Below are 25564 nucleotides of genomic sequence, written 5' to 3'. Positions count from 1 at the left end.
AAACGCTGCGCGCCGGAATACAGGAGAGACTCATTGCAAGGCCAAGAATTGCATGCCTTTATCATCGACAAGATCGATGACATGAAAGGCCGCGACATCATCACCCTCGATGTACGCGGCAAATCCAGCATTACTGACACCATGATCATCTGTTCCGGCAACTCCAGTCGTCACGTCAGCGCCATTGCCCACCATCTGGCCAGCGAAGCCCGCCACGCGGGTCTGGATCTGCTGAGCGTGGAAGGACAACTGAGCGGTGAATGGGTGCTGGTAGATATGGGCTCGGTGATCGTGCATGTGATGCAGGATGAACATCGTGACTTCTACCAACTGGAAAAGCTGTGGAGCGGTGCCGCTCAAATGAATACGCAATAAGAGCACAAGTGTAACGACCATGAAGATCCAGTTGATTGCGGTGGGCACCAAGATGCCCGCCTGGGTAGAGCATGGCTTCGAAGAGTATCGTCGCCGCTTCCCGAAAGACATGCCGTTTGAACTCGTCGAGATTGGCGCAGGCAAACGGGGCAAAAATGCCGACATTCCCCGCATCCTGCAGAAGGAAGGGGAAGCCATGCTGGCGGCTGCGGGGCGATCGCGCATCGTCACCCTCGATATTCCGGGCAAGCCCTGGACCACGGAGCAGCTGGCCACCCAGCTGGAGGCGTGGAAACTCGATGGCCGCGATGTAGCCCTGCTGGTAGGCGGGCCGGAAGGCTTGTCCCCCGAGTGCAAGGCTGCCGCCGAACAGAGCTGGTCACTGTCACCGCTCACCCTGCCCCATCCGCTGGTGCGGGTGCTGGTGGCAGAGAGCCTCTATCGGGCCTGGAGCATCACCACCAATCATCCGTATCATAGAGAGTGAGCCATGCGTCTCTGGAGTCTCACCTCTCATATTCACCCCTATCACAGAGAGTGAACAATGCAGTTCCTGCTCTTATTGCCCCCAAGGGTCTTGAGGTAAAGGCATGCTGAAACAACGCATCGAAATGCGCGATCACAGTGCCGAGGGCAATCTGTTCTTCCGGCGCACCCTGGTAGCCTACATCGGCATCGTCGTGCTGATGCTGGTACTGCTGGGCAATCTCTATTATCTGCAGGTCGAGTCCTACGACACCTACCAGACTCGCTCCAACTCCAACCGAATCCGCGTGGTGCCGGTGGCGCCGCCACGGGGCCTCATCTATGACACCAACGGTGTGCTGTTGGCAGAAAATCGCCCAGTCTACAGTCTGGAAATTGTGCCGGAAGAGACCAAAGATCTCGAAAAAACCGCCGACCAGCTGATCACCCTGCTGGGTCTGCCGGAGGGCACCAAGGAGAAGTTCCTCGCCGAAGTGAAGCGCCAGCGCCGCTTCAAGCCGGTCGCCCTCTACGAGAAGCTGACCGAATATCAGGTTGCCCTCTTCTCGGTCAACCAGCATAACTACCCGGGCGCCAGCATCGAGGCCTACCTCAAACGCTACTACCCGTTTGGTGACACCCTCACCCACGCTTTGGGCTATGTGGCCAAGATCAATACCCGTGACGTGGAGCGCCTCGAGAAGGAAGAAAAACTCGCCAACTACGCGGCCACCAAGGATATCGGCAAGCAGGGGGTGGAGAAGTATTACGAGGATGAGCTGCACGGTGTAGCGGGCTATCAGGAGGTCGAGGTGAACAACCGCGGCCGGATTGTCCGCACCCTCAAGTTCCAGCCGCCTATTCCCGGCAAGGATATCTACCTCAATATCGACGTCCGGATGCAGCTCAAGGCCCAGCAACTGCTGGCTGGCCAGCGCGGTGCCATCGTGATGATGGACCCGAAAACCGGCGCCATCCTGGCCCTGGAGTCGAGCCCGAGCTATGACCCCAACCTGTTCGTGACCGGTATCTCCAGCGCCAACTACTCGGCGCTGCTCAACGATCCGGCGCGGCCACTGGTGAACCGCACCACTCAAGGCATTTATGCCCCTGCCTCCACCGTCAAGCCCATGATGTCCATCATGGGTCTCAACGAGGGGGCCATCACCCCGGGCTACCGCTATTTCGGCGGCCCGAGCTTCTCCATTCCCGGTACCACCAAGAAGTTCCGCGACTGGCGCCGCTGGGGACACGGCTGGCTCGATGTCTATCGCGCCATCGAGGTCTCGGCAGATACCTACTTCTACGATCTCGCCTATCGGGTCGGCATCGACAAGATCCACAGCTACATGACCAAGTTCGGCTTCGGTCAGTACACAGGGGTCGACCTCTATGAAGAGACCAAGGGAGTCATGCCGTCCCGTGACTGGAAGATGGCCCGTTGGCGCCAGCCCTGGTATCAGGGTGACACCATCTCTGTCGGTATCGGTCAGGGCTACTGGAGCGCCACCCCGCTCCAACTGGCCAAGGCGATCAGCATCCTGACCCAGAATGGTCACGACGTGACCCCGCACCTGCTCAAGAGCACCGCCTCGCAGGCGGGAGTGGTCGATGCTCCGGTCAATCCGAATATTGCCCTCAAACTCAAGAACGACAGCTTCTGGAAAGTGGCGCAGGACGGCATGTGGCGCGTCAACCATGGCAGTGAAGGCAGTGGCCGTCATGCCTTTGCAAAAGCCCCCTACTCCTCGGGCGGCAAGTCGGGCACCGCTCAGGTGGTCGGCCTGAAGGAAAATCAGGTTTACAACATCAAGACGGTCAAGGCGGAGCATCGCGATAACGCTTTGTTCGTTGCTTATGCCCCCTTCGAGGCACCCAAAGCGGTGGTAGCTCTGGTACTGGAAAACTCCATCGGAGGTGGTGGTGGTCGAGCTGCATCGCCCATTGCACGCCAGATGCTGGATGCCTATCTGCTGCCCCCAGATCCGCAACTGCCACCGGCACCGGAAAAGCCGTCCCAACCGAGTGAGGTCGCTCCCAATGAGTAATTCTGCCCGCCAGCAGAGCATCTGGTACAAGCTGCATATCGACTTGCCCCTGCTGCTCGGTCTGCTGGCCGTGATGACCCTCTCCATGGTGGTGCTCTACTCCGCCTCCGGTCAGGATATGGACTCCATCGTGCGCCAGCTGGTGCGCGGCGGTCTCGCCTTTGCCCTGATGATCGGCCTGGCCCAGCTGCCCCCCTCCCTTTACGCCCGCTGGTCGGTGCCGCTGTTCGCCGTGGTGGTGCTGATGCTGATTGCGGTGGACGTATTCGGCCACATCGGCAAGGGGGCCCAGCGCTGGCTCGATCTGGGATTTATGAAGTTCCAGCCCTCCGAGGTGATGAAGCTCTCCATGCCCATCATGGTCGCCGCCTGGCTCAGCCGCCACTCGCTGCCCCCCAAGTTCAGCCATGTGGTGATCGCCCTCATCATGGTGCTGCTGCCCACCCTGCTGATCGCCGCCCAGCCTGACCTTGGCACCTCCATTCTGGTGGCCGCCTCCGGCTTCTTCGTCATCTTCCTGGCGGGGCTCAGCTGGTGGCTGATCGGCTTGGCGGTCCTGCTGATGCTGGCCTTTATGCCGGTGCTCTGGTTCTTCCTGATGCACGACTACCAGCGCCAGCGGGTGCTGATGCTGCTCGACCCGGAGAAAGACCCGCTCGGCCGCGGCTATCACATCATCCAGTCCAAGATTGCCATCGGCTCCGGTGGCGTCTTTGGCAAGGGTTGGCTGCAAGGGACCCAGTCCCAGCTGGAGTTCCTGCCCGAGCGCCATACCGACTTCATCTTCGCGGTATTCAGCGAGGAGTTCGGTCTGGTAGGGGTTGCCCTGCTGCTGGTGCTCTACCTCTACGTCATCAGCCGCTGCCTGTTTATCTCGATGCAGGCTCAGAACAGCTTCGAGCGACTGCTGGGCGGCGCCATCACCCTCACCTTCTTCGTCTATGTGTTCGTCAACATGGGCATGGTGAGCGGCATCCTGCCGGTGGTAGGGGTGCCCCTGCCGCTGGTGAGTTATGGCGGCACCTCCATGGTGACCCTGATGGCCGGATTCGGTATCCTGATGTCCATCCAGACTCATAGAAGACTGCTCGCCTGATGAGACGGGTTGGATTGCTGCTCTCGCTCGCCACCACGATGGCGACCGCCGCCGTGGCGCCGGATCGGTTGGCCCTGCTCGCCGAACAGCAACAGGTGCCGCTGGCGGAGCTGCAGGCCGCCGTCGCCCGAGCCCAGTTACGGCAGGAGGTGCTCGACACCATCAACAAGCCGTGGGAGGCCAAACCCTGGCATCGCTACCGGCCGCTGTTCGTTACCCCGGATCGCATCCGTGATGGCCAGCAGTTCTGGCAGCAACATGCCGAGACGCTGGCCCGCGCGGAGCAGACCTATCGGGTGCCGGCCTCGCTCATCGTGGCCATCATTGGGGTCGAGACCTTCTACGGTCGCCAGATGGGCCGTCATCCGGTGCTCGATAGCCTCTACACCCTGGGGTTCCACTACCCGGCGCGCAGCGACTTCTTTGCCAAGGAGTTTGCCCAGCTTGTGGTGCTGGCCAAAGAGGAAGGGTGGCAACTCGATACCCTCAAGGGCTCCTATGCCGGCGCCATGGGGATGGGGCAGTTCATGCCCTCCAGCTACCGCCACTACGCCGTCGATTTTGACGGGGATGGCAAGCGGGATCTGTTTGCCAACCCGGTCGATGCCATCGGCAGCGTGGCCAACTATTTTGCCAGCCACCAGTGGCGCTGGGGCGAATCCGTGGTGGAACCGGCCCAGATCGGGTTGATGGCAGTCGAACCTCTACTCAGGCCTGAGCCCGAGTTAACACAACAGTGGTCAGAACTGGCGGCGGCAGGGATTGAGCTCGCCACGCCGCTGGCCCCACAGACGCCGGTCAAGTTGCTGGCGTTTGCCCAAGCCGATGGACCGGAATACTGGGTCGCACGGCATAACTTTTATGTGATCACCCGTTACAATCGCAGCCCACTCTATGCGATGGCGGTGTATCAACTTAGCCAAGCCATTCAGGAAGCGTATGCATCTTCGTCACAAACTCCTCCCGCTCAGCCTGAGCTTGTTGCTGGCCGCCTGTAGCAGCCAGCCGGAACAGAGCGCCCCCGTCGAGCCGCAAGCACCGGTCAGCAAGCCACCCGTTATCGAGATCCCGCAAGCCACCGGCGCCATTCCGCGCCCCGAGCCCCTGAGTACCAGCGGCAACCGGGACTACTGGATCGGCAAGCAGAAGCACGAGGTGTGGCGCGACATCAAACACTACAGCGAAGAGGGCACCGCCAGCTGGCTGTCGCCGGATCTGGACGGCCAGAAGACCGCCAACGGCGATGTGCTGGACAGCAAGCTGTTCAGTGCCGCCCACCGCAACCTGCCCATCCCGAGCTATGTGAGGGTCACCAATCTGGACAACGGGCTGGAGACCATTGTGCGGGTCAATGACCGCGGCCCGTTCAACAGCCCGCGCCTGATCGACCTCTCCTACGCAGCGGCCAAGCAGCTGGAGATGGTCGACAACGGTGAGGCCCGAGTACGGCTGGAGCTGATCAGCGACACTCCGGATCAGATGGTGATCATGGAGCCGATGAAGCCCATCGAGATGACCCCGACCACTCAGGCTGCGGCCTCCAACACGCTGTCGCAAGATGCCTTCCTGGGTGAACCGACTGCGCTGGCGATGGCCACTCCCGCTGCCGAACCCGCTCCCGTCAAGGCGCCCGCGGCCACGCCCGCCAAAGCGGCACCTGTCAAGTCAGCACCAGCCAAGGCTGCAGCACCCGCCAGCAGTGGGGATGGCAAGATGATCCAGGTACTGGCCAGCGGCTCCCGGGATCGGGCCGAGGCGATGGGCAAGGTGATGACCCAGCGTTACGGCGTGCCCTACCGGATCGATGCTCATGGCGCCATTTTCCGGGTGCTGATTGGCCCGGTCGCCGCCGACCAGCAGGCAAGTGTGCTGGAAAAAGTACGTCAGGGCGGGCTGGAACAGGCCTTTATCGTGCCCTGATCGCCCCCTTTTGCTGCGGATGTGACTAACCGCTTACTCACTGTCATCACGTCGTTTTATGGCGTGATGACAGGGAGTGATGGATAAAAAACCAGTTCTGATCGCCATCTCGGGCTATAACCTGCGGGCGCATCTGGTATAGTTAGGCCCGCATTTTATCCCCATCTGGCTCGCAGGAATTTCAAGATGTCCAAATTTGCCCGTTCAGTTCTTCTGGCCTCACTGATCAGCGTAACCGCCCAGGCCAATACGCCGGTGCCGACACCGACCCCGAATGCCATGCCCATGGTGGTTCCCGCCGCGCCGGAGATCTCCGCCAAGGCCCATATTCTGATCGACTACTACTCCGGTCAGGTGCTGGCCGAGCAGAACGCCGAAGAGCGTCTGCCGCCCGCCAGTCTGACCAAGATGATGACCTCCTACATCATCGGCCAGGAGCTGCTGAAGGGGAACATTAAGCGCACCGATATGGTGACCATCAGCCAGAACGCCTGGTCCAAGAACTACTCCGACTCCTCCAAGATGTTTATCGAGGTGGGCAAGCAGGTCTCCGTCGATGACCTCAACAAGGGCATCATCATCCAGTCCGGCAACGACGCCTGCGTCGCCATGGCCGAGTTCCTGGCGGGCAGCACCGACTCCTTCGCCAGCCTGATGAACAGCTGGGCCGCCAAGCTCGGTATGAACGACAGCCACTTCATGAACCCGCACGGTCTGGATGCGGAAGGTCACTACAGTACCGCTCACGACATGGCCCGTCTGGGTCAGGCGCTGATCCGCGACCTGCCGGAGGAGTACAAGATCTACTCCCAGAAATCCTTCGTCTTCAACGGCATCACCCAGCACAACCGCAACCGCCTGCTGTGGGATCAATCCCTGCAAGTGGATGGCATCAAGACCGGCCACGTCAGCCAGGTCGGCTATAACCTGGTCTCCTCTGCCACCAACAACGAAGGCATGCGCCTGATCGCCGTGGTGCTGGGCGCCAGCAGCGAAGCCTCCCGCGCCGCCGAGAGCAAAAAACTGCTCACCTACGGCTTCCGCTTCTTCCAGAGCCTGACCCCGTACAAGGCAGGCACCGAGCTGGTCACCCAGAAGATCTGGATGGGCGACAAACCGGAAGTGAAACTGGGCGTCGACAAAGATGTCTCCGTGCTGGTCACCCGCGGTCAGGGCAACAACCTGAAGGCTGACTTCCAGCTCGACAGCGAACTGAAAGCGCCGCTGGCCAAGGGTCAGCGCGTCGGTACCGTGTTCCTGAAGCAAGGCGACAAAGAGATCAAGCAGGTGCCGCTGGTAGCCCTGGAAGAGGTGCAGGAAGGTGGCTTGATGAGCCGTCTGTGGGACTATCTGGTACTGCTGGTCACCAGCTGGTTCAAGTAATCCAACGCACAATCCTCACCAAACAGCGGCGCCAACAGGCGCCGCTGCTGTCTGTGACGGACAAAGGCAGTGAATAACCCTGTAAACTGCAGGTTCCGCCTTACCCTGATTTGTGGTAAAAAGCAGCACTTCCATCCTTGTCTGACCGATCCTGGCCTTGATCCCGGTCCGGGCAGCGCCCATATAGTTATGAGCCGTGCCCATATAGACTTGAAATGGCGGCCTCCACGGGCCATAGGCCACTAGCCATCCAAGATGAAGTCATCCCGGTGATGACGCAAAAGGTGAGTAAATGAATACCAAGTTTGATGAACTGCTGGAGTTTCCCTGCAAATTCCCGTTCAAGGTACTCGGCGTTGCCGACCCGGCACTGCCGGAAATGGTGGTTGAAGTGCTGCAGCAGCACGCCCCCGGCACCTACAGCCCGACAGTCCAGCCCAGCTCCAAGGGCAACTACCACTCGGTCCGCGTGACCGTGACGGCCCAGAGCAAAGAGCACATCGAAGCGATGTACCACGCCCTTGGCAAGATCGAGCTGGTGAAATACGTACTGTAATTTCTCTCTCGCCCCGTTCTGCGGGGCGACTGTTTTTGGCCGCAGCACGCCGCGAGGACGCCATGTCATCCCAGATCCCCGCCCAGTCCAGTCTGATTGTCAGGCAGCTGGGTCGCCGCCCCTACCAGCCGGTATGGGACGCCATGAAAGCCTTCACCGACAACCGCACCAGCGATACCCCGGACGAGTTCTGGGTGGTCGAGCACGATCCCGTCTACACCCAGGGTCAGGCCGGCAAGGCCGAACACCTGCTCAATCCGGGCAATATCCCGGTGGTGCAGAGCGATCGCGGCGGTCAGGTGACCTATCACGGCCCGGGCCAGCTGGTGCTCTACGTACTGGTGGATGTCCGCCGCTGCAAATTCTCGGTTCGCGAGCTGGTGACCGCGCTGGAGACAGCCATCATCAACACCCTCGCCAAAAGCGATATCCAGGCTTATGCCAAGGCCGATGCCCCCGGGGTCTATGTGAAAAATGACCTTGGCATGGAGGCAAAACTGGCCTCGCTGGGTCTGCGCATCCGCAAGGGGTGCTCGTTCCACGGGCTGGCCCTCAACATCAACATGGACATGACCCCCTTCCTGCACATCAATCCGTGCGGCTATGCGGGCATGGCCATGACCCAGACCAGCGCCCTGGGCGGCCCGCAGAGCGTGGCCGAGGCGCAATCCATTCTGGTGGCCGAGCTGGCCAACCTGATTGGCTATCAAACGATCATCAATACCGAAGAAGCAGCATGAGCAACCCCATGCCGTGCAACCATGAGGGCTCCGAGCAGACCCTGATGGCTACCAACCAGACAATAACAAACACCGAGAGTGAATCATGAGCAAACCCGTTCGTATGGAGCCGGGCGTCAAGCTGCGCGATGGCGACAAGATGGCCCTGATCCCGGTGAAATTCATGCCGGATCCCAACGAAGAACTCCTTCGCAAGCCGGACTGGATGCGGATCAAGCTGCCCCCCTCCAGCCAGAAGATCGAACACATCAAGAGCACCTTGCGCAAGAACAAGCTGCACTCGGTCTGTGAAGAGGCCTCCTGCCCCAATCTGGCGGAGTGCTTCAACCACGGCACCGCCACCTTCATGATCATGGGCGCCATCTGCACTCGTCGCTGCCCCTTCTGCGACGTGGCCCACGGCCGCCCGCTGGCACTCGATCCGGAAGAGCCGAAGAAGCTGGCGCTGACCATCAAGGAGATGAACCTCAAGTATGTGGTGATCACCTCGGTGGACCGCGACGATCTGCGCGACGGCGGTGCCCAGCACTTCGCCGACTGCATCCGCGAGATCCGCGAGCACAGCCCGCAGACCCGCATCGAGATCCTGACTCCGGATTTCCGTGGCCGGATGGAGCAGGCGCTGGAGGTGTTCCGCGAAACCCCGCCGGACGTCTTCAACCACAACCTGGAAACCGCGCCGCGCATGTATCGCGTCGCCCGCCCGGGTGCCGACTACAAGTGGTCGCTGGAGCTGCTGCGCCGCATCAAGGAGATGCATCCCCACGTGCCGACCAAGTCCGGTCTGATGATGGGCCTTGGCGAAACCAACGAAGAGATCGTCGAGGTGCTCAAGGATCTGCGCGCCCACGGCGTCAACATGCTGACCCTGGGTCAGTATCTGCAGCCGAGCCGCCACCACCTGCCGGTCAAGCGCTACGTGCCGCCAGCAGAGTTTGACGAGCTGAAAGATGTCGCCATGGAGCTGGGCTTTACCCACGCCGCCTGCGGTCCTTTCGTTCGCTCCTCCTACCATGCTGATCTGCAAGCCAAGGGCGAAGAGGTCAAATGATCTCGTACGACAAGGAGGCCAAATAACTTCCTCCCTCGCAATGAAAAAGAGCGCCTATTGGCGCTCTTTTTGTTGGTGTCACTGACCGTTGCGGCTTGATCTACTTCAGTAGCCGTGGTCGAAGATCCCCTGCTGATGCCAGCGTTGCAACTGGGCCAGCACCCGGGTCTCTCGCGCCGTCCACTGGGGACAGGGCCCCGCCAGCTGGGTCTTGTTGGTCTGCAGCGCTTCGTCGAGAGCAAACCAGCCGGGCACAAAACCGAGGCGGATCTCGTAGGGCTGCGGCTGCGGGGCCACCAGCTGATCGCCAATCCGGCACAAGTAGTAGAGCGAGCGGATGCAGTAGGCATCGAACCCCGGCTCGCGGGCGGCGCGATATTCACGGGTCTCGCCAAGCAGGCCCCCCACTTCCCGCAGCTCGGCACCGCACTCCTCCAGCAGCTCGCGAGCCAGCGCCACATGGTGGCTCTCCCCCGCTTCAATGCCGCCCCCGGGGAACATCAGATCGCCATTGACCCGGGAGTGCACCAGCAGCAGCTCGTCACCACGGGGCACCACGGCACGCACAGTGAGGCGCTCCAGAGTACGGCCATCGGTACGTACCTCGCCATGAACGAAAGAGAGATCGAACGGATTGGGCCAGCAGCTGGCCGGGGAGAGCATCGTCATCACTGCCTCAGGGCCGGTAGCTGCCATGCTTGAGCTGCTCGACAATCTCGGCAGCCCGCACATCGTAACCATCCTGCTCGGTCTTGCTCAGGGTGTGGTAGATGCCAAAACGTTTGGCTGAGACCTCGGGGCTATCCTGAAACGATTCGCTCACCTTGCCCCACAGATAGGCCAGCCCATACTGTTTCTGGCCCATATAGAGGGTACTGAGGGAGGTGAATATGCGGCTGTTCACCTTGTCCCCCTCCTGATAGAGGGATAAGCCGTGCTGCAGGGTGGCGATGGCCTTTTCCGGGTCACTCTTGGCGTAGATACCGCCGAGCGCCAGTTGCAGCTCGGGTTCATCCAGCGCCTTGGTGCCTTCCAGCGCCATAAACTGCTGACGAGCCAACTCGTTGGTGTTGTTGGTCCAGTGCCAGAGCAGCAGGTAGGGATCTTGTGAATTGCGGGTCGCCGCATCGAGCTGAGCCAACTGATCCCCGGCCGCCAGCATGCCCTCGACCCTTGGACTCTTCTGCTCACGGGCATTCTTGTATTCAATGCTGGTGGAGCGCTCGGCACATTTGAGATAGCGCTCAAGGTTGCGCATCAGCTCGTACTTGCGCCGATCCGTCCCCTCTTCCTTGAGATAGAAGCGACTGCGGATCACATCGGTACGCTCGTAGCGACACCAGCCATCGTCCACCAGATCCTGGCAGAGCTCGGGATGATTGCCACAGATGTTGTGGATCCGATCGTCATTGCAGCCAGCCACGGCAAGGCCGACTGAAAGCATGATGAAGGTCTGTCGCAGGGGGAAATTGGCCATGGTTCACATCTTGTTGGTAACGCGGGTTGGTAACAACTGGCGCCTTTACGGGCCACCTCCGGCTAGCAAACCGGTTACATATCCATTACAATACGCGCGCCATATAAGGCCGCGATTGCAGAATAATATAACGAAATATACACCCCTACACTGATCTGCATTCGACGAATTTTCTATTTACACCAACAACGTGAAATAAAGGATCTGGTCAATGACCCACGAGCACTACTTGCAAGCGTGGCAGGAGAGCCAGGAGCTCGCCGAAGCCATGCAGCCCTTGATTGGTCGCCTCTACCGACAACAAGGGGTCGAGATCACCCTCTACGGCCGCCCGCTGCAAAACGCCTCCACCATCGATATCCTCAAGGCCCACCGGGTCGTCCGCCGCCACCAGGGCGCGCCCCTCCCCATCCAGCAAAGCTTCCCCCTGCTTCAGGCCATCGTTGCCCTCAAACCCACCGCCGCCGAGGTTGACCTTGGCAAGCTGGCAGTCGGCTACTGGCAGGATCATCAGGATGAGGCGGGGATCGAGGACTATCTGCAAGCGCGACTGGCACCAGCCCTTGGCCGCAGCCAGATGCCGCAGCCGACCGACGTGGTGCTCTACGGCTTTGGCCGTATCGGCCGCCTGCTGGCTCGCCTGCTGATCGAGCGCACCGGCGCTGCCAATCCGCTGCGACTGCGCGCCATCGTGGTACGCGGTGGTCGCGACGGAGATCTGGAGAAACGTGCCAGCCTGCTGCGACGCGACTCAGTGCACGGCCCCTTCAATGGCTCCATCGAGGTGGATGTGGAGCGCAGCGCCATCATCGCCAACGGCACCTTCATTCAGGTGATCTACGCCAATAGCCCGGCCGACATCGACTACACCGCCTACGGCATTCACGATGCGTTGATCGTCGACAACACCGGGGTATGGCGTGACGAGGCAGGCCTCTCCGAGCACTTGAAGGCGCGCGGTGCCGGCAAAGTGCTGCTGACCGCCCCCGGCAAAGGGGAGATGAAAAACGTGGTGTTCGGGGTCAACCATGAGGTGATAGGCCCGGGTGACAGGATCATCTCCGCCGCCTCCTGTACCACCAACGCCATCACCCCGGTGCTCAAGGTGATGCAGGAGCAGTACGGCATCCGCCACGGCCACGTGGAGACGGTCCACTCCTACACCAACGATCAGAACCTCATCGATAACTATCACAAAGGCGAGCGCCGCGGTCGCAGCGCCGCCCTCAACATGGTGATGACCAGCACCGGCGCCGCCAAGGCGGTGGCCAAGGCGCTGCCCGAACTCAAGGGCAAGCTGACCGGCAATGCCATCCGGGTGCCGACCCCCAACGTCTCGCTGGCGATTATCAATCTGTCGCTGGAGCAGGCCACCGATCGGGAGAGCCTCAACGCCTATCTGCAACAGATGGCGTTAAGCTCGGCCCTGCACCGCCAGATCGACTTCAGTGCCAGTACCGAGCTGGTCTCCTCCGACATGGTGGGTTCCCGTTATGCGGGCATCGTCGACTCCCAGGCGACCATCGCCGAGGGGGATCACTGTGTGCTCTACGTATGGTATGACAACGAGTTCGGGTACAGTTGTCAGGTAGTGCGGGTGATGGAGCAGATGGCTGGCGTAGTCCGCCAGGATCTACCGGCATAGACCGATAGGGTCTACCTGCATGGCCCATCAGATCCCGCTGTTTATGGCTCAATAGTTCAAGGAGAATGCCGGATGTCGTTTCAACAGGGTGAGTTTTTACAAGCTATCAGGCAGATGCCCGCAGAGGTGTACGAGCGGCTCAAGACCGCAGTCGAGCTGGGCAAGTGGCCCGATGGCAAGCCCCTCACCGACGAGCAGAAGGCCACGTCGCTGCAAGCCGTTATGGCCTGGCAGGCGATGCATCTCGACAATCCCGAACATATGAACATCGGTCGTGACGGCGAGATCGTGATGAAGAGCAAGAGCGAGCTCAAGCGTCAGTATCGCGACGAGGAAGAGATAGTGCGGGTCGATCTTAACCATTGAACCTGACCCGGCAGGCTGCTTGCGGCGGCCACAACAGAGAGGGGAGCCATGATGGCTCCCCTCTTTTTTCCTATCGATGCCGGGTGACTCATCCCCCTCATCCCCAACCCTTCTCCCGCCAGGGGGAGAAGGGAGCAGGCTCGCACCTGCGAACAGTGAACGGGCCACCTGCCAACGCTCTTCATGGCAAGCCTCGTGGCCAACAGCACCTCGCTCTATCCCCTCTCCCGCCGGGAGAGGGTTAGGGTGAGGGCCGCATCGCTTAGGGAGTCAGCTCCCCGCGCAGGGACTGCTGCATCAGCTCGCGAATGCGGTGGGATGGCAAGTCCTGACTCAGCAGGAAGTGCAGCTTGGTGAGCGCCGCTTCGGCGGTCATGTCAAAGCCCGAGATCACCCCGGCCCGCGACAGGGCATTGCCGGTGGCATAGCCCCCCATATTGACCTTGCCGTGCAGGCACTGGCTCAGGTTGACGATGATGACGCCGCGGGCCGATGCCTCGGAGAGCAGCGCCAGCATGGCCGGGTTCTGCGGCGCATTGCCGACCCCGAACGACAGCAGGATCAGCGCCTTCACCGGCTGTTGCAGGATATTGGCGATCACTTCGCTGGAGATACCCGGATAGAGGGTCACCACGCCGATCGGCTGGGGGGTGATGTCGTGCAGCACCAGCGGCCGCTCGGACGGCACGCCCAGCTCGCCCGCTTCCAGCGAGATGGCGATCCCGGCATTGAGCAGCGGCGGATAGTTGGGCGAATCGAAGGCGTGGAAGCCATCGGCGTGCACCTTCTTGCTGCGGTTGCCGCGATAGAGCTGATTGTTGAAGAACAGCGTCACTTCGTGGATCGGGTAGTTGGCCGCGATATAGAGGGCGTTGAGCAGGTTCTGCTGACCGTCGGAGCGCAGCTCGGCCAGCGGGATCTGGGAGCCGGTGATAATGACTGGCTTGTGCAGATCCTCCAGCATGAAGGAGAGCGCCGAGGCGGTGAACGACATGGTGTCGGTGCCGTGCAGAATGACGAAACCGTCGTACTTGTCGTAGTTGTCGCGAATATCCTCGGCGATGCGCTGCCAGTCCGCCGGGGTCATGTCGGAGGAGTCGATGAGAGGGGCATATTCGTGGATATGGTAATCCGGCATCTCGGGACGATGGAACTCGGGCATCCGCGCCAGACAGTCTTCCATAAAGCCCGCCATCGGCACATAACCGTGGTCGGAACGCTGCATCCCTATGGTGCCGCCTGTGTAGGCAATGTAGATAGACTTCTTCACACCCTCTCCTCTTGATGAAGTGAACACCGCCGGAACATGAGCCATGTCGGGGTGAACCACAATGTCAACGCCCGCCAGCGCCTCTGCGTGCAGCGGAAACCGGCGAATTATAGAGACTGGCGCCCCAAATGACAGCCGTTCCATGCACCCTTTTCGGCTTTTCTGCCCTCTACCTACATAGTGTTAAATGTCACAATAAACGACTAAAACGAGCATTAATACGACAAAGATGGAATTAAACGATGCTTTTTGCTACAATCCGCCGGATTTTACTAAAATCTCATCTGGATGCCTGAGCATGTCAGGCCCGCACAAGCCCCATCTTTCCTGGGGCGGGGAGATGTTTCCCCTTCTTTGCTGGCGCATGAGCCACACTGTTTTCATCCCGGCTGAATCTGTAAGTCTTTTGCTATGAAAGACACAGCCAATCAACATGGGAGTACTGAATGTTACAACTTGATTCCTACGCAACGCTGGTCGCTGCCACTCTGGTATTGCTGCTTGGCCGGGTGTTGGTTACCCGAGTCGGGCTGCTGCGTACCTTCAACATCCCCAAACCGGTAGCCGGCGGCCTGGTGGTCGCGCTGGTGCTACTGCTGCTGCGCTCCACCCTACAGATGGAGCTGCAATTTGATACCAGCCTGCAAACCCCGCTGATGCTGGCCTTCTTCGCCTCCATCGGTCTCTCCGCCGATCTCGCCAGCCTGAAACGCGGCGGCAAGGCGGTGGTTACCTTCCTGATGGTGGTCACCGGCCTGCTGCTGGTGCAAAACAGTCTGGGTGTCGGTCTGGCTACCCTGCTCGGTCTGGATCCCCACATGGGGCTGCTGGCCGGCTCCATCACTCTCTCCGGCGGCCACGGCACCGGTGCGGCCTGGAGTGCCACCTTCTCCGAGAAGTACGGCGTGCAATCCGCCGCTGAGCTCGCCATCGCCTGTGCCACATTCGGTCTGGTGCTGGGCGGCCTGATTGGCGGCCCGGTGGCTCGCTATCTGGTGAAGAAAGTGCAGGTGCCCGGTGAGGAGCACAATCAGGATGAGGCCCCCCAGGGCTTCGAAATGCCGGATATGGAGCGCCCCCTCACCACTTTCAGCGTTATCGAAACGCTGGCACTGATCGCCATCAGCCTCAAGGGCGGCGAGCTGCTCTCTGCTTCCCTCAAAGGGGGCGCCTTCGAGCTGCCGATCTTTGTCTGCGTGCTGTTTGTCGGCGTGCTGCTGCGCAACGTCCTGACCCTGCTGAACTGGCATGAGGTGAGCGATCGAGAAGTCTCCCTGCTGGGCAACGTCAGCCTGTCGCTGTTCCTCGCCATGGCACTGATGAGCCTGAAATTGTGGGATCTGGCCAGCCTGGCGCTGCCCATCTTCATTCTGCTGGCCGCCCAGACCGTGGCGATGGCGCTCTACGCCATCTTCGTCACCTTCCGGGTGATGGGCAAAAATTACGATGCGGCCGTGCTGGCGGCAGGTCACTGCGGCTTTGGCCTGGGGGCCACCCCGACCGCGATTGCCAACATGCAGGCCATCACCCAGCGCTTCGGTCCCTCCCACCTGGCGTTTCTGGTAGTGCCCATGGTGGGGGCCTTCTTTATCGACATCATCAACGCCATGGTGATCAAGCTGTTTATGGCGATGCCATTCCTGTAATTCCCTTTCCGTCAGACGTATATGATCAGAGCCCACCTTTCGGTGGGCTCTTTGTTTGTGCTCTACTCGCCAGCTGACGCAGGCAGAGCCGGGGCTCGTATCCGCCACCAGGGTGACCCGCGAGCAACCCGGACTACCCGAAATCACCAAGTCCGCGCTCCCCTCGAACAACAAAAAGCCCCGCACTCGACAGAGGGCGGGGCTTGTTTATCTCAGCCGGAACAGGCCGTGAGTTGCACTTTACAGGATAAAGGTCGACACCTGCTGGTTCAGGTCAGCAGCACGCCCTTTGAGGCTGTGGGCCTGATCCAGATCGCGCATGGCGGCGGCGGTGATCTCATCACTCACATCCTTGATGGCGGTGGTGTTCTGGGTGATCTCGCCGGTCACCTGGGTCTGCTCCTCGGCGGCGGTGGCGATCTGGCCCGCCATGTCGGAGATGAGGGAGATGGCGCTGGTGATCTCTTCCAGCGCACGCACCGCCTGATCCGCATCCTGCACACTGTTGTCCGCCAGCCCCTGACTGGTCTGCATCAGGCTCACCGCGCGGGCAGTGGTCTGTTGCAGGGTCTCGATGGTGGACTGGATCTGCTGGGTGGAGTCCTGGGTACGGCGCGACAGCACCCGCACCTCATCAGCCACCACCGCAAAACCACGACCCTGCTCACCGGCGCGGGCCGCTTCAATGGCCGCGTTCAGCGCCAGCAGGTTGGTCTGCTCGGCAATCCCCTGAATGGTGGAGAGGATGCTGGTGATGGCCTGCGCGTGGCGGCTCAGCTCGCCGATCACCTCGGTCGCCTGCCCCACCTCTTCGGCCAGACCATTGATGGACTGGCGGGTCTTGTTGACCAGCATCTTGCCCTGCTCACTGCTCTGGGCAGATTGCTGGGCAGCAGCGGCGGTGTTCTCGGCGTTGCCGGCGATCTCCATGGTGGCGCTCGCCATCTCGGTGACCGCCGTGGCGACCATGGTCACCTCCTGCTGCTGACGCTGCAGCTCGTCCACCGCGGCCTGGTTGGTCACCAGACTGCGCTCGGCATCGGCGTTCAACTCGTTGGCCAGCTGGCGGATATTGCCGATCAGCTGATGCTGGCTGCCGACGAAACGGTTGAAGCTGTTGGCCAGTTGGCCCACTTCGTCGTTGGCGTCGATCTTGATGCGCTGGGTCAGATCGCCGTTACCATCGGCAATGCGGGCCAGTGCCTGGGAGACCTTGGTGAGTGGGCCAAGCAGCATGCTGACCAGCCAGGAGATAGCGAGGATGCTGCCCACCAGCACCAGCAGCGCCATCCCCAGCTGGGTCATCAGCAGAGAGGAGAGCGGCGCTTCCAGCGCGGCCTTGTCCAGCACCAGTACCAGTTCCCAATCCGTGTCGGGGATATCAGCCGCCCACAGCAGCTTGTCGCGACCTTCGCTGTCAAAATAAGCTGGCACCAGATCCTTGCTCGACTTGCTCTGCTCGATCAGCGCGTTGGTCAGATCATTGTCGATCTCGCTGGCCGGTTTCATCGCCTTGGCGGCATCCTTGTAGGCGATGATGGTGCCATCCTTGTGCATCATGATGGCGAAACCATCGGCAGGCAGCTGCATCTTGGTCACGTCTTCCACCAGCGAGGCGATGGAGAGATCACCACCGACGACCCCGCCAGAAACCGGCTGGGCCAGGGTCACCACCATGATGTTGTAAGCCACATCGAGATAGGGTTTGGTGACAATCAGGCCACCTTTGCTCATCGCCTCCTGATACCAGCCACGGGAGCGCGGGTCGTAGCCATCGCGGTTGATGGAGGGATCGGAGTCATTCATCTTGCCGCTGCTCTCACCGAAATAGGTGAGCTGGAAACGGCCGGAAACTTGTGCCTGTTGCAAGGCATTGAGGGGTTCGGCACCGGCCTTGTTGCCGAGCGCCTGGATCACGTCGCGACGGGCTGCGAGCCAGTCGCTGACACGCTCGGCCTGCTGGGTACCCAGCCGTTGCAACTGCTCCTGGCTACCTTGCAACAACAGAGACTTCTGGCTGCTATAGCTCTGCCAAGAGAGCAACAAAATCACCAACGAAAGGGCGATCACCACTGACAACAGTATCTTCTGCTTGAGTGACAGGTTTTTCATCATGTGTTCTTCTTATTGAGGTGAGGAGCGGGTTTTTCCCTAAATTGCACAACACTACACGTAGTCATTAGCGACCCGAATGGCCAAAACTGAACCTGAAAATAGGTCGGCGGGCGATATTTTCTACCGAGGTGGAGAAAAGTGCACCAGAAATTGACGGCATGAGCCGCACAAGCCAAGGCAACCCTGTTTATTCCTTCCACAATTGGCTAGAATATCCCGTTTTTAAATCACATCGACCCTGAGAGTTTTCACGATGTTCGAAGTTAATCCCGTATTAAATAAACTTAAGGAGCTGTCTGAGCGGACCGAGCTTCTTAGGGGGTACCTTTGACTATGACGCCAAGAAAGAGCGTCTAGAAGAGGTCAACGCCGAGCTGGAACAGCCGGACGTATGGAATGAACCCGAGCGCGCACAGGCGCTGGGCAAAGAGCGCGTTGCGCTGGAAAACGTGGTCGGCACCATCGACACCCTGACCCAGGGCGTGGATGACGTCGAGATGCTGGTGAGCCTGGCCGTCGAAGGGGAAGACGAAGAGACCTTCAACGAAGCCATCGCCGAATCCGAACAGCTGGAAGCCAAGTTGGTGGATCTCGAGTTCCGCCGCATGTTCTCCGGTCAGCACGACGGCTCCGACTGCTATATCGACATCCAGTCCGGCTCCGGTGGTACCGAAGCACAGGATTGGGCCAACATGGTACTGCGTATGTACCTGCGCTGGGGCGATGCCCACGGTTACAAGCCCGAGCTGATTGAATGCTCCGAAGGCGACGTGGCCGGTATCAAATCCGCCACCATCAAGTTCACCGGCGAATATGCGTTCGGCTGGCTGCGTACCGAAACCGGCGTACACCGTCTGGTTCGCAAGTCCCCGTTCGATTCCGGTGGCCGCCGTCACACCTCCTTCTGTTCTGTGTTCGTCTACCCCGAGATCGATGACGATATCGATATCGAGATCAACCCGGCGGATCTGCGGATCGACGTCTACCGCGCCTCCGGTGCCGGTGGTCAGCACGTTAACCGAACCGAATCCGCAGTGCGTATTACCCACGTTCCGACCGGTGTCGTGGTACAGTGCCAGAACGACCGTTCCCAGCACAAAAACAAAGACCAGTGTATGAAGCAGCTGAAAGCCAAGCTCTACGAGCTGGAAATTCAGAAGCAGAACGCTGAGAAACAAGCCCTGGAAGAGACCAAGTCTGATATCGGTTGGGGCAGCCAGATCCGTTCCTATGTGCTGGATGACTCCCGTATCAAGGATCTGCGCACCGGCGTCGAAACCCGTAATACCCAATCGGTGCTCGACGGTGACTTGGACAAGTTTATCGAAGCCAGCCTGAAATCAGGTCTGTAAACAAGCAGGAATCACCATGTCTGAACAAACCATCACTCCGGAAGTCGACCAAACTCTCGAACTCAACAACGAGATGACCGAGCGTCGTTCCAAGCTGGCCGCCCTGCGCGCCCAGGGTAATCCTTTCCCCAACGACTTCCGTCGCGACAGCCTCTCTGGCGATCTGCACGCAGAGTTCGACGACAAAAGCGCCGAGGAGCTGACGAGCCTGGGTAAACGGGTGAAGATTGCCGGTCGCATCATGACCCGCCGGATCATGGGCAAGGCTTCTTTCGCCACCCTGCAGGACATGGCCGGCAAGATCCAGGTCTACGTCACCCGTGACGACCTGCCGGAAGGTTTCTACAACGAGCAGTTCAAGAAGTGGGATCTGGGCGACATCGTGGGTGTCGAAGGTACCCTGTTCAAGACCCAGACCGGTGAGCTCTCCGTTCACGTTTCCGATATCCGCCTGCTGACCAAGGCACTGCGTCCGCTGCCCGAGAAGCACAAAGGCCTGACCGACCAGGAAGCTCGCTGCCGCCAGCGCTACCTGGATCTGATCGCCAACGAAGAGTCTCGCAAGACCTTCATGATCCGCACCCAGGTAGTTGCCGGTATCCGCAAGTTCTTCAACGAAAAGCGATTCATGGAAGTGGAAACCCCGATGATGCAAGTCATCCCGGGTGGTGCCTCCGCGCGTCCGTTCGTCACTCACCACAATGCGCTGGACATCGACATGTACCTGCGTATCGCTCCGGAGCTCTATCTGAAGCGTCTGGTGGTTGGTGGTTTCGAGCGTGTCTACGAGATCAACCGCAACTTCCGTAACGAAGGTATCTCGGTTCGTCACAACCCCGAGTTCACCATGATCGAGTTCTACATGGCCTACGCCGACTACATCGATCTGATGGACCTGACCGAAGAGCTGCTGCGCACCCTGGCGCAGGACATTCTGGGCGACACCAAGATCCGTTACGCCAAAGAGGGCGAAGAGGGCCTGACCATCGATTTCGGTCAGCCGTTCCAGCGCCTCACCATGGTCGAGTCCATCCTGAAGTTCAACCCGGATGTAACTCTGGACGATCTGGCTACCCTCGAGAGTGCCAAGGCCGTTGCCAAGCGTCTGCACATCGAGCTGATGAAGGGCTGGGAGCTGGGCCACGTGATCACCGCGATCTTCGAAGAGACCGTGGAGCACATGCTGCTGCAACCGACCTTCATCACCGAGTACCCGGCTGCCGTTTCTCCGCTGGCCCGCCGCAACGACGTGAACCCGGACGTAACCGACCGCTTTGAGTTCTTCATCGGTGGCCGCGAGCTGGCCAACGGCTTCTCCGAGCTGAATGATGCAGAAGACCAGGCCAAACGCTTCCAGGATCAGGTTGATCAGAAAGAAGCAGGCGACGACGAAGCCATGTTCTACGACGCCGACTTCGTCACCGCGCTGGAACACGGCCTGCCGCCGACTGCCGGTCAGGGTATCGGTATCGACCGTCTGGTGATGCTGTTCACCAACAGCCACACCATCCGTGACGTCATTCTGTTCCCGGCCCTGCGTCCGCAGAAGTAAGGTTCATGCCCGCCGGGATCCATCCCGAGCGCGATAGCTTGAAAACGCCCTGCAACAGCGGGGCGTTTTTCTATCTCCTTTACCGCAAAATCACTTTCAAAATTCAATAATGGAATAAAGAAGATATTTTTATTCTTTGTTGTTAGCCAACACGCCCTTTAATCTGGCCAAAAATCAGACCATGGAAGACGCGTGTGATGCAATTGAAGGATTCCCCATTCAACCTCTCCCCCCTCTCTGACGAGCAGCAACGTCAGCTGGGTCAGGTACTCTCGACCCTCAATACCCAGCAACTGGCCTGGGTGAGCGGATATCTCTACGGCCTCTCCCAGACCGATCACCAGAGCGTTGCAGCCAGCGCCGCCGTGGCTGCGCCCAGCGGCAGCCTGACCATTCTCTACGGCTCCCAGACCGGCAACGCCAAAGGGGTCGCCACTGCCATCAAGGCGCAGGCCGAGGCCCGCGGCCTCCCCGTCACCCTAGCGTCGATGGCCGACTACAAACCCAAGCAGCTCAAGAAAGAGAGCCACCTGCTGGTGGTAGTGAGCACTTACGGGGAGGGTGAACCGCCGGAGAGCGCCGTCGATCTGTTCGAGCAGCTTAAAAAAGGCAAACTTGGCAAGCTGGACGGGCTCAAGTTCGCGGTGCTGGGGCTGGGTGACAGCTCCTACGAATTTTTCTGCCAGACCGGCAAAGATTTTGACAGCTTCCTCGCCACCGCTGGGGCTGAGCGGATTTATGAGCTCGCGAGCCTTGATGTGGATTATCAGGATGCAGCCAAGGCGTGGGGCGAACAAGCACTCAATGCCATTGCAGCGACGCCCTCTATCGGTGCTGCCAGCAACAGCGTAGCCAGCGCGGTGCAGCAGGCGGTTGGTCACAGCCAGTACAGCAAGGAGAACCCCTTCCCTGCCCGCCTGTCGGTCAATCAGAAGATCACCGGCCGGGATTCCACCAAGGATATCCGCCATATCGAGATCAATCTGGCCGACTCCGGCCTCACCTATCAGCCGGGGGATGCCCTCGGTGTCTGGTTCGACAATGACGCCGAACTGGTGGGCGAAGTGCTGGCCCTGACCAGCCTCTCCGGAGATGAAGCCACGGCTCACGGCACCTTGCGCGCCGCATTGTCCAGCCACTTCGAACTGACCCGGCTGCACGGCGGCTTTATCACAGGACTCGCTGACATATCGGAGAACGCGGCGCTGAAAGACTTGGCCGGTGACAAGGCCCAGGTCAATGCACTGGTGGCCTCCGCTCAGGTGGTGGATGTGCTGAAACGCTTCCCGACCGCCCTCACGACCGAGCAGCTGATCGGGTTGCTACGTCCCCTCACCCCGCGCCTCTACTCCATCGCCTCCGCCCAGAGCGAAGTGGAAGAGGAGGTACACCTGACCGTCGGCGTGGTGCGCTACCCACAGGAAGATGGCACAGTGCGCTCTGGCGCAGCCTCCTCCTATCTGGCGGATCGGCTGATTGAGGATGGCGAGGTACGGGTATTCGTCGAGCACAACGACAACTTCCGCCTGCCTGCCAACCCGGATACCCCCGTCATCATGGTGGGTCCGGGCACCGGCATCGCCCCGTTCCGCGCCTTTATTCAGGAGCGGGAAGCCCAAGGTGCCGAGGGCAAGAACTGGCTCTTCTTCGGCAACCCCCACTTTACCCAGGATTTCCTCTATCAGGTGGAGTGGCAGCGTTATGTGAAATCTGGGCTGCTGTCGAAGATCTCCCTGGCCTTCAGCCGGGATCAGGCCAACAAGATCTATGTGCAGGACCGTCTGCGCGAGGCAGGGCTTGAGCTCTACCAGTGGCTGGAAGCAGGCGCTCACTTCTATGTGTGTGGCGACGCCAACAAGATGGCCAAGGATGTACAGGAGGCCCTGCTGGATGTAATTGCCGAACACGGTCACAAGAGCCGTGAGGAAGCAGAAGAGTATTTGAGCGAATTGCGTCGTGCCAAACGTTATCAAAGGGATGTCTATTGATGAGCAAACAACCTCTTTCTCACCCAAAAGCGGGACCGGTCGAAGGGCCGCTGGCCGACAACGAGCGCCTCAAGCGCGAGAGCAACTTTCTGCGCGGCACCATAGAGCAAGATCTGCAGGATCCGCTCACCGGCGGCTTCAACGGCGACAACTTCCAGCTGATCCGCTTTCACGGCATGTACCAGCAGGATGACCGCGACATCCGCCCGGAGCGCGCCGCCCAGAAGCTGGAGCCGCTGCACAACGTCATGCTGCGTGCCCGCCTGCCGGGTGGGATCATCACCCCGGCCCAGTGGCAGATCATCGACAAGTTCGCCGAAGAGCACAGCCTCTACGGCAGCATCCGCCTGACCACCCGTCAGACCTTCCAGTTCCACGGGGTATTGAAACGCGACATCAAGCTGATGCACCAGACCCTCAACAGCACCGGCATCGATTCCATCGCCACCGCCGGCGACGTAAACCGCAACGTGCTCTGCACCAGCAACCCGGTGGAGTCCGAACTGCATCAGGAGGCCTACGAGTGGGCCAAGAAGATCTCCGAGCACCTGCTGCCCAAGACCCGCGCCTACGTGGAAATCTGGCTGGACGGTGAAAAACTGGGGCAGGATGAGGAGCCGATCCTGGGGTCCAACTACCTGCCGCGCAAATTCAAGACCACTGTGGTGATCCCGCCCCACAACGACGTGGATATCCACGCCAACGATCTCAACTTCGTGGCCATTGCCGAACACGGCAAGCTGGTAGGCTTCAACGTGCTGGTGGGCGGGGGTCTGGCCATGACCCACGGCGACACCACCACCTATCCGCGCAAGGCGAGCGACTTTGGCTTTATTCCGCTCTCTCACGTGCTGGAGGTGGCGGCCGCCGTGGTCAGCACCCAGCGCGACTGGGGCAACCGGGTCAACCGCAAGAACGCCAAGACCAAGTACACCCTCGAGCGCGTCGGCGTCGAAGCCTTCAAGGCCGAGGTGGAAAACCGCGCAGGCATCCAGTTCGGGCCGGTTCGCCCCTATGAGTTCACCAGCCGTGGCGATCGCTTCGGTTGGGTCGAGGGGATCGACGGCAAGCACCACCTCACCCTGTTTATCGAGAACGGCCGCCTGCTGGACTTCCCGGGCAAGCCGCTCAAAACCGGCATGCTGGAGATCGCCAAGGTGCATCAGGGGGATTTTCGCCTGACCGCCAACCAAAACCTGATCATCGCGGGCGTGCCTGCTGGCGAGAAGGCCCGCATCGAAGGGCTGGCACGCCAATACGGCCTGCTGGATGACGGCGTGAGCGAGCAGCGCAAGCAGTCCATGGCCTGCGTGGCCCTGCCCACCTGCCCGCTGGCGATGGCCGAGGCGGAGCGCATGCTGCCAGCGTTTGTCACCGACATCGAGGGCTTGCTCACCAAACATGGGCTGGCGGATGACGCCATCATCTTCCGGGTCACTGGCTGCCCCAACGGCTGCGGCCGCGCCATGCTGGCGGAAGTGGGTCTGGTGGGCAAGGCGCCGGGCCGCTACAACCTGCATCTGGGGGGAAATCTGGAGGGGACCCGCATTCCGCGCCTCTATCAGGAGAACATCACCGAGCCGCAGATTTTGGCCGAACTCGACGCGCTGATCGGCCGCTGGGCCAGCGAGCGCAATCAGGGTGAGTGCTTCGGCGACTTCGTGATCCGGGTTGGGGTGATTGCCCCCGTTATCGACTCTGCGAGGGACTTCTATGCCGCTTAATCTGCCGCTTAATGTCACTGAAGATGGCCGCCTTGACCTGCAGGCGCTGCTGGCCCTCGGCCGTGAGGAGCAAGTCGAGGCACTGGCGCCCCTCAACCGGGAGCTGGATACCATGAGTGCCCCCGAGCGGGTGCGCTGGGCCCTGGCCAATCTGCCGGGGGAGCATGTGCTCTCATCTAGCTTCGGCATTCAGGCGGCGCTGATGCTCCATCTGGTAAGCCGCGAGCGGGCCGACGTGCCGGTGGTGCTGACCGATACCGGTTATCTGTTCCCGGAGACCTACCGTTTCATCGACGAGCTGACCGAGCGCCTCGCGCTCAACCTGAAGATCTACCGGGCCGAGCTCAGCCCTGCCTGGCAGGAGGCTCGCTTCGGTCTCCTGTGGGAGCAGGGGGTGGAGGGGATCACCCGCTACAACCAGCTCAACAAGGTGGAGCCGATGGACCGCGCCCTGCGCGAGCTGGGGGCCCAGACCTGGTTCTCCGGCCTGCGCCGGGAGCAGTCCGGCAGCCGTGGCAAGCTGCCGGTGCTGGGCATCCAGCGCGGCCGCTTCAAGTTCCTGCCGGTGATCGACTGGAGCAACAAGGATGTCTTCTACTACTTCAAGGAGTTCGACCTCCCCTACCACCCGCTGTGGGAGCAGGGTTATCTCTCGGTGGGCGATGTCCACACCACCGCCAAGTGGGAGCCGGGCATGAGCGAGGAGCAGACCCGCTTCTTCGGCCTCAAGCGCGAGTGCGGTTTGCACGAGGAAAATGGCGAGAACGACGGCTCAGGCATCTAATCCCGTCTTGA

At 60.5% G+C, this 25564-nt stretch carries 22 protein-coding genes; 18 read left to right on the top strand and 4 right to left on the bottom strand.

The window, feature by feature from the left end; genetic code table 11:
• The first annotated feature begins 33 nt into the window (after positions 1 to 33).
• The 10 genes from rsfS (at position 34) to lipA (ending at position 9634) form a co-directional block, all read left to right on the top strand.
• A complete protein-coding gene (rsfS, locus tag ACTG1P_RS18370) occupies positions 34 to 375 on the top strand; it encodes a ribosome silencing factor (RefSeq protein ID WP_005335165.1) in 342 nt (113 codons plus the stop codon).
• 19 nt (positions 376 to 394) lie between these two features.
• Entirely contained in the window at positions 395 to 862 is a 468-nt protein-coding gene (gene rlmH, locus ACTG1P_RS18365) for a 23S rRNA (pseudouridine(1915)-N(3))-methyltransferase RlmH (RefSeq protein WP_005335166.1), read from the top strand.
• Between the two features lie 103 nt (positions 863 to 965).
• Positions 966 to 2888, top strand: coding sequence for a penicillin-binding protein 2 (gene mrdA, locus ACTG1P_RS18360; protein WP_206901277.1), 1923 nt, complete (start codon positions 966 to 968; stop codon positions 2886 to 2888).
• Positions 2881 to 3984 carry a rod shape-determining protein RodA gene (gene rodA, locus ACTG1P_RS18355; RefSeq protein ID WP_005335170.1) on the top strand — a complete coding sequence of 368 codons (1104 nt, stop codon included), beginning with the start codon at positions 2881 to 2883 and terminating at the stop codon, positions 3982 to 3984. The genes mrdA and rodA overlap by 8 nt, the downstream gene beginning before the upstream one ends.
• Positions 3984 to 4982 (top strand): lytic murein transglycosylase B, encoded by a 999-nt coding sequence (gene mltB, locus ACTG1P_RS18350; protein ID WP_440001884.1) that lies wholly within the window; start codon positions 3984 to 3986, stop codon positions 4980 to 4982. The genes rodA and mltB overlap by 1 nt, the downstream gene beginning before the upstream one ends.
• Positions 4924 to 5904, top strand: coding sequence for a septal ring lytic transglycosylase RlpA family protein (locus tag ACTG1P_RS18345; RefSeq protein ID WP_440001883.1), 981 nt, complete (start codon positions 4924 to 4926; stop codon positions 5902 to 5904). Before mltB ends, ACTG1P_RS18345 begins: the two co-directional genes overlap by 59 nt.
• 186 nt (positions 5905 to 6090) lie before the next feature.
• A complete protein-coding gene (locus ACTG1P_RS18340) occupies positions 6091 to 7287 on the top strand; it encodes a D-alanyl-D-alanine carboxypeptidase family protein (RefSeq protein ID WP_005335176.1) in 1197 nt (398 codons plus the stop codon).
• Between the two features lie 292 nt (positions 7288 to 7579).
• Positions 7580 to 7843, top strand: coding sequence for a DUF493 family protein YbeD (ybeD, locus tag ACTG1P_RS18335; RefSeq protein WP_005335178.1), 264 nt, complete (start codon positions 7580 to 7582; stop codon positions 7841 to 7843).
• A gap of 62 nt (positions 7844 to 7905) precedes the next feature.
• The gene (gene lipB / locus ACTG1P_RS18330; protein ID WP_139477382.1) at positions 7906 to 8583 is read left to right on the top strand and encodes a lipoyl(octanoyl) transferase LipB; all 678 of its coding nucleotides are present in this window, start codon (positions 7906 to 7908) and stop codon (positions 8581 to 8583) included.
• Between the two features lie 85 nt (positions 8584 to 8668).
• Complete coding sequence (gene lipA / locus ACTG1P_RS18325; protein ID WP_005335190.1) at positions 8669 to 9634, top strand: lipoyl synthase; 966 nt, start codon at positions 8669 to 8671, stop codon at positions 9632 to 9634.
• Between the two features lie 105 nt (positions 9635 to 9739).
• On the opposite strand, the gene ACTG1P_RS18320 is transcribed toward lipA, so the two are convergent.
• Together ACTG1P_RS18320 and ACTG1P_RS18315 are read right to left on the bottom strand one after the other, a co-directional pair.
• A complete protein-coding gene (locus tag ACTG1P_RS18320) occupies positions 9740 to 10303 on the bottom strand; it encodes an NUDIX domain-containing protein (protein ID WP_101529558.1) in 564 nt (187 codons plus the stop codon).
• 7 nt (positions 10304 to 10310) lie between these two features.
• Entirely contained in the window at positions 10311 to 11111 is an 801-nt protein-coding gene (locus ACTG1P_RS18315; RefSeq protein WP_139733452.1) for a DUF2989 domain-containing protein, read from the bottom strand.
• Between the two features lie 211 nt (positions 11112 to 11322).
• On the opposite strand from ACTG1P_RS18315, the gene ACTG1P_RS18310 reads away from it, so the two are divergent.
• Together ACTG1P_RS18310 and ACTG1P_RS18305 are read left to right on the top strand one after the other, a co-directional pair.
• Complete coding sequence (locus tag ACTG1P_RS18310) at positions 11323 to 12756, top strand: glyceraldehyde-3-phosphate dehydrogenase (protein ID WP_440001882.1); 1434 nt, start codon at positions 11323 to 11325, stop codon at positions 12754 to 12756.
• 72 nt (positions 12757 to 12828) lie between these two features.
• Positions 12829 to 13122, top strand: a complete 294-nt coding sequence (locus ACTG1P_RS18305; protein ID WP_011707127.1) for a YeaC family protein — start codon at positions 12829 to 12831, stop codon at positions 13120 to 13122.
• Between the two features lie 262 nt (positions 13123 to 13384).
• Here the strand turns inward: ACTG1P_RS18305 and ansA are convergent, their stop codons facing one another.
• On the bottom strand, positions 13385 to 14392 hold the full coding sequence (ansA, locus tag ACTG1P_RS18300) for an asparaginase (RefSeq protein WP_005354141.1): 1008 nt from the start codon (positions 14390 to 14392) through the stop codon (positions 13385 to 13387).
• 446 nt (positions 14393 to 14838) lie between these two features.
• On the opposite strand from ansA, the gene gltS reads away from it, so the two are divergent.
• Complete coding sequence (gene gltS, locus ACTG1P_RS18295) at positions 14839 to 16038, top strand: sodium/glutamate symporter (RefSeq protein ID WP_005348115.1); 1200 nt, start codon at positions 14839 to 14841, stop codon at positions 16036 to 16038.
• 240 nt (positions 16039 to 16278) lie between these two features.
• Here gltS and ACTG1P_RS18290 read toward each other — a convergent pair whose 3' ends face one another.
• Complete coding sequence (locus ACTG1P_RS18290) at positions 16279 to 18150, bottom strand: methyl-accepting chemotaxis protein (protein ID WP_058057175.1); 1872 nt, start codon at positions 18148 to 18150, stop codon at positions 16279 to 16281.
• 256 nt (positions 18151 to 18406) lie between these two features.
• Between ACTG1P_RS18290 and prfB the strand changes: the two genes are divergently transcribed.
• From prfB to ACTG1P_RS18265, 5 genes are all read left to right on the top strand, one after another.
• Positions 18407 to 19505 (top strand): peptide chain release factor 2 gene (gene prfB / locus ACTG1P_RS18285; protein WP_100645262.1). Its coding sequence is split into 2 segments (ribosomal slippage): positions 18407 to 18481 and positions 18483 to 19505, totalling 1098 coding nucleotides; the frame shifts between segments, so codons are not numbered across the junction.
• A 16-nt stretch (positions 19506 to 19521) separates the two neighbouring features.
• The gene (gene lysS / locus ACTG1P_RS18280; protein WP_005335201.1) at positions 19522 to 21057 is read left to right on the top strand and encodes a lysine--tRNA ligase; all 1536 of its coding nucleotides are present in this window, start codon (positions 19522 to 19524) and stop codon (positions 21055 to 21057) included.
• A 197-nt stretch (positions 21058 to 21254) separates the two neighbouring features.
• Complete coding sequence (locus ACTG1P_RS18275) at positions 21255 to 23045, top strand: assimilatory sulfite reductase (NADPH) flavoprotein subunit (RefSeq protein ID WP_440001881.1); 1791 nt, start codon at positions 21255 to 21257, stop codon at positions 23043 to 23045.
• On the top strand, positions 23045 to 24769 hold the full coding sequence (cysI, locus tag ACTG1P_RS18270; protein WP_440001880.1) for an assimilatory sulfite reductase (NADPH) hemoprotein subunit: 1725 nt from the start codon (positions 23045 to 23047) through the stop codon (positions 24767 to 24769). The genes ACTG1P_RS18275 and cysI overlap by 1 nt, the downstream gene beginning before the upstream one ends.
• Positions 24759 to 25553, top strand: a complete 795-nt coding sequence (locus ACTG1P_RS18265) for a phosphoadenylyl-sulfate reductase (protein WP_005335204.1) — start codon at positions 24759 to 24761, stop codon at positions 25551 to 25553. The genes cysI and ACTG1P_RS18265 overlap by 11 nt, the downstream gene beginning before the upstream one ends.
• Positions 25554 to 25564: the final 11 nt, after the last annotated feature.

The sequence above is a fragment of the Aeromonas sp. 11P genome, assembly GCF_051920165.1.
Taxonomy (GTDB): Bacteria; Pseudomonadota; Gammaproteobacteria; order Enterobacterales; family Aeromonadaceae; genus Aeromonas; species Aeromonas veronii.
This window is presented reverse-complemented; position numbering and strand designations above follow the sequence as displayed.

Coding starts and splice junctions, on each gene's coding strand:
- rlmH (WP_005335166.1), top strand. CDS start 395: ATGAAGATCCAGTTGATTGCGGTGGGCACCAAGATGCCCGCCTGGGTA.
- mrdA (WP_206901277.1), top strand. CDS start 966: ATGCTGAAACAACGCATCGAAATGCGCGATCACAGTGCCGAGGGCAAT.
- rodA (WP_005335170.1), top strand. CDS start 2,881: ATGAGTAATTCTGCCCGCCAGCAGAGCATCTGGTACAAGCTGCATATC.
- mltB (WP_440001884.1), top strand. CDS start 3,984: ATGAGACGGGTTGGATTGCTGCTCTCGCTCGCCACCACGATGGCGACC.
- ACTG1P_RS18345 (WP_440001883.1), top strand. CDS start 4,924: ATGCATCTTCGTCACAAACTCCTCCCGCTCAGCCTGAGCTTGTTGCTG.
- ACTG1P_RS18340 (WP_005335176.1), top strand. CDS start 6,091: ATGTCCAAATTTGCCCGTTCAGTTCTTCTGGCCTCACTGATCAGCGTA.
- ybeD (WP_005335178.1), top strand. CDS start 7,580: ATGAATACCAAGTTTGATGAACTGCTGGAGTTTCCCTGCAAATTCCCG.
- lipB (WP_139477382.1), top strand. CDS start 7,906: ATGTCATCCCAGATCCCCGCCCAGTCCAGTCTGATTGTCAGGCAGCTG.
- lipA (WP_005335190.1), top strand. CDS start 8,669: ATGAGCAAACCCGTTCGTATGGAGCCGGGCGTCAAGCTGCGCGATGGC.
- ACTG1P_RS18320 (WP_101529558.1), bottom strand. CDS start 10,303: ATGACGATGCTCTCCCCGGCCAGCTGCTGGCCCAATCCGTTCGATCTC.
- ACTG1P_RS18315 (WP_139733452.1), bottom strand. CDS start 11,111: ATGGCCAATTTCCCCCTGCGACAGACCTTCATCATGCTTTCAGTCGGC.
- ACTG1P_RS18310 (WP_440001882.1), top strand. CDS start 11,323: ATGACCCACGAGCACTACTTGCAAGCGTGGCAGGAGAGCCAGGAGCTC.
- ACTG1P_RS18305 (WP_011707127.1), top strand. CDS start 12,829: ATGTCGTTTCAACAGGGTGAGTTTTTACAAGCTATCAGGCAGATGCCC.
- gltS (WP_005348115.1), top strand. CDS start 14,839: ATGTTACAACTTGATTCCTACGCAACGCTGGTCGCTGCCACTCTGGTA.
- ACTG1P_RS18290 (WP_058057175.1), bottom strand. CDS start 18,150: ATGAAAAACCTGTCACTCAAGCAGAAGATACTGTTGTCAGTGGTGATC.
- lysS (WP_005335201.1), top strand. CDS start 19,522: ATGTCTGAACAAACCATCACTCCGGAAGTCGACCAAACTCTCGAACTC.
- ACTG1P_RS18275 (WP_440001881.1), top strand. CDS start 21,255: ATGCAATTGAAGGATTCCCCATTCAACCTCTCCCCCCTCTCTGACGAG.
- cysI (WP_440001880.1), top strand. CDS start 23,045: ATGAGCAAACAACCTCTTTCTCACCCAAAAGCGGGACCGGTCGAAGGG.
- ACTG1P_RS18265 (WP_005335204.1), top strand. CDS start 24,759: ATGCCGCTTAATCTGCCGCTTAATGTCACTGAAGATGGCCGCCTTGAC.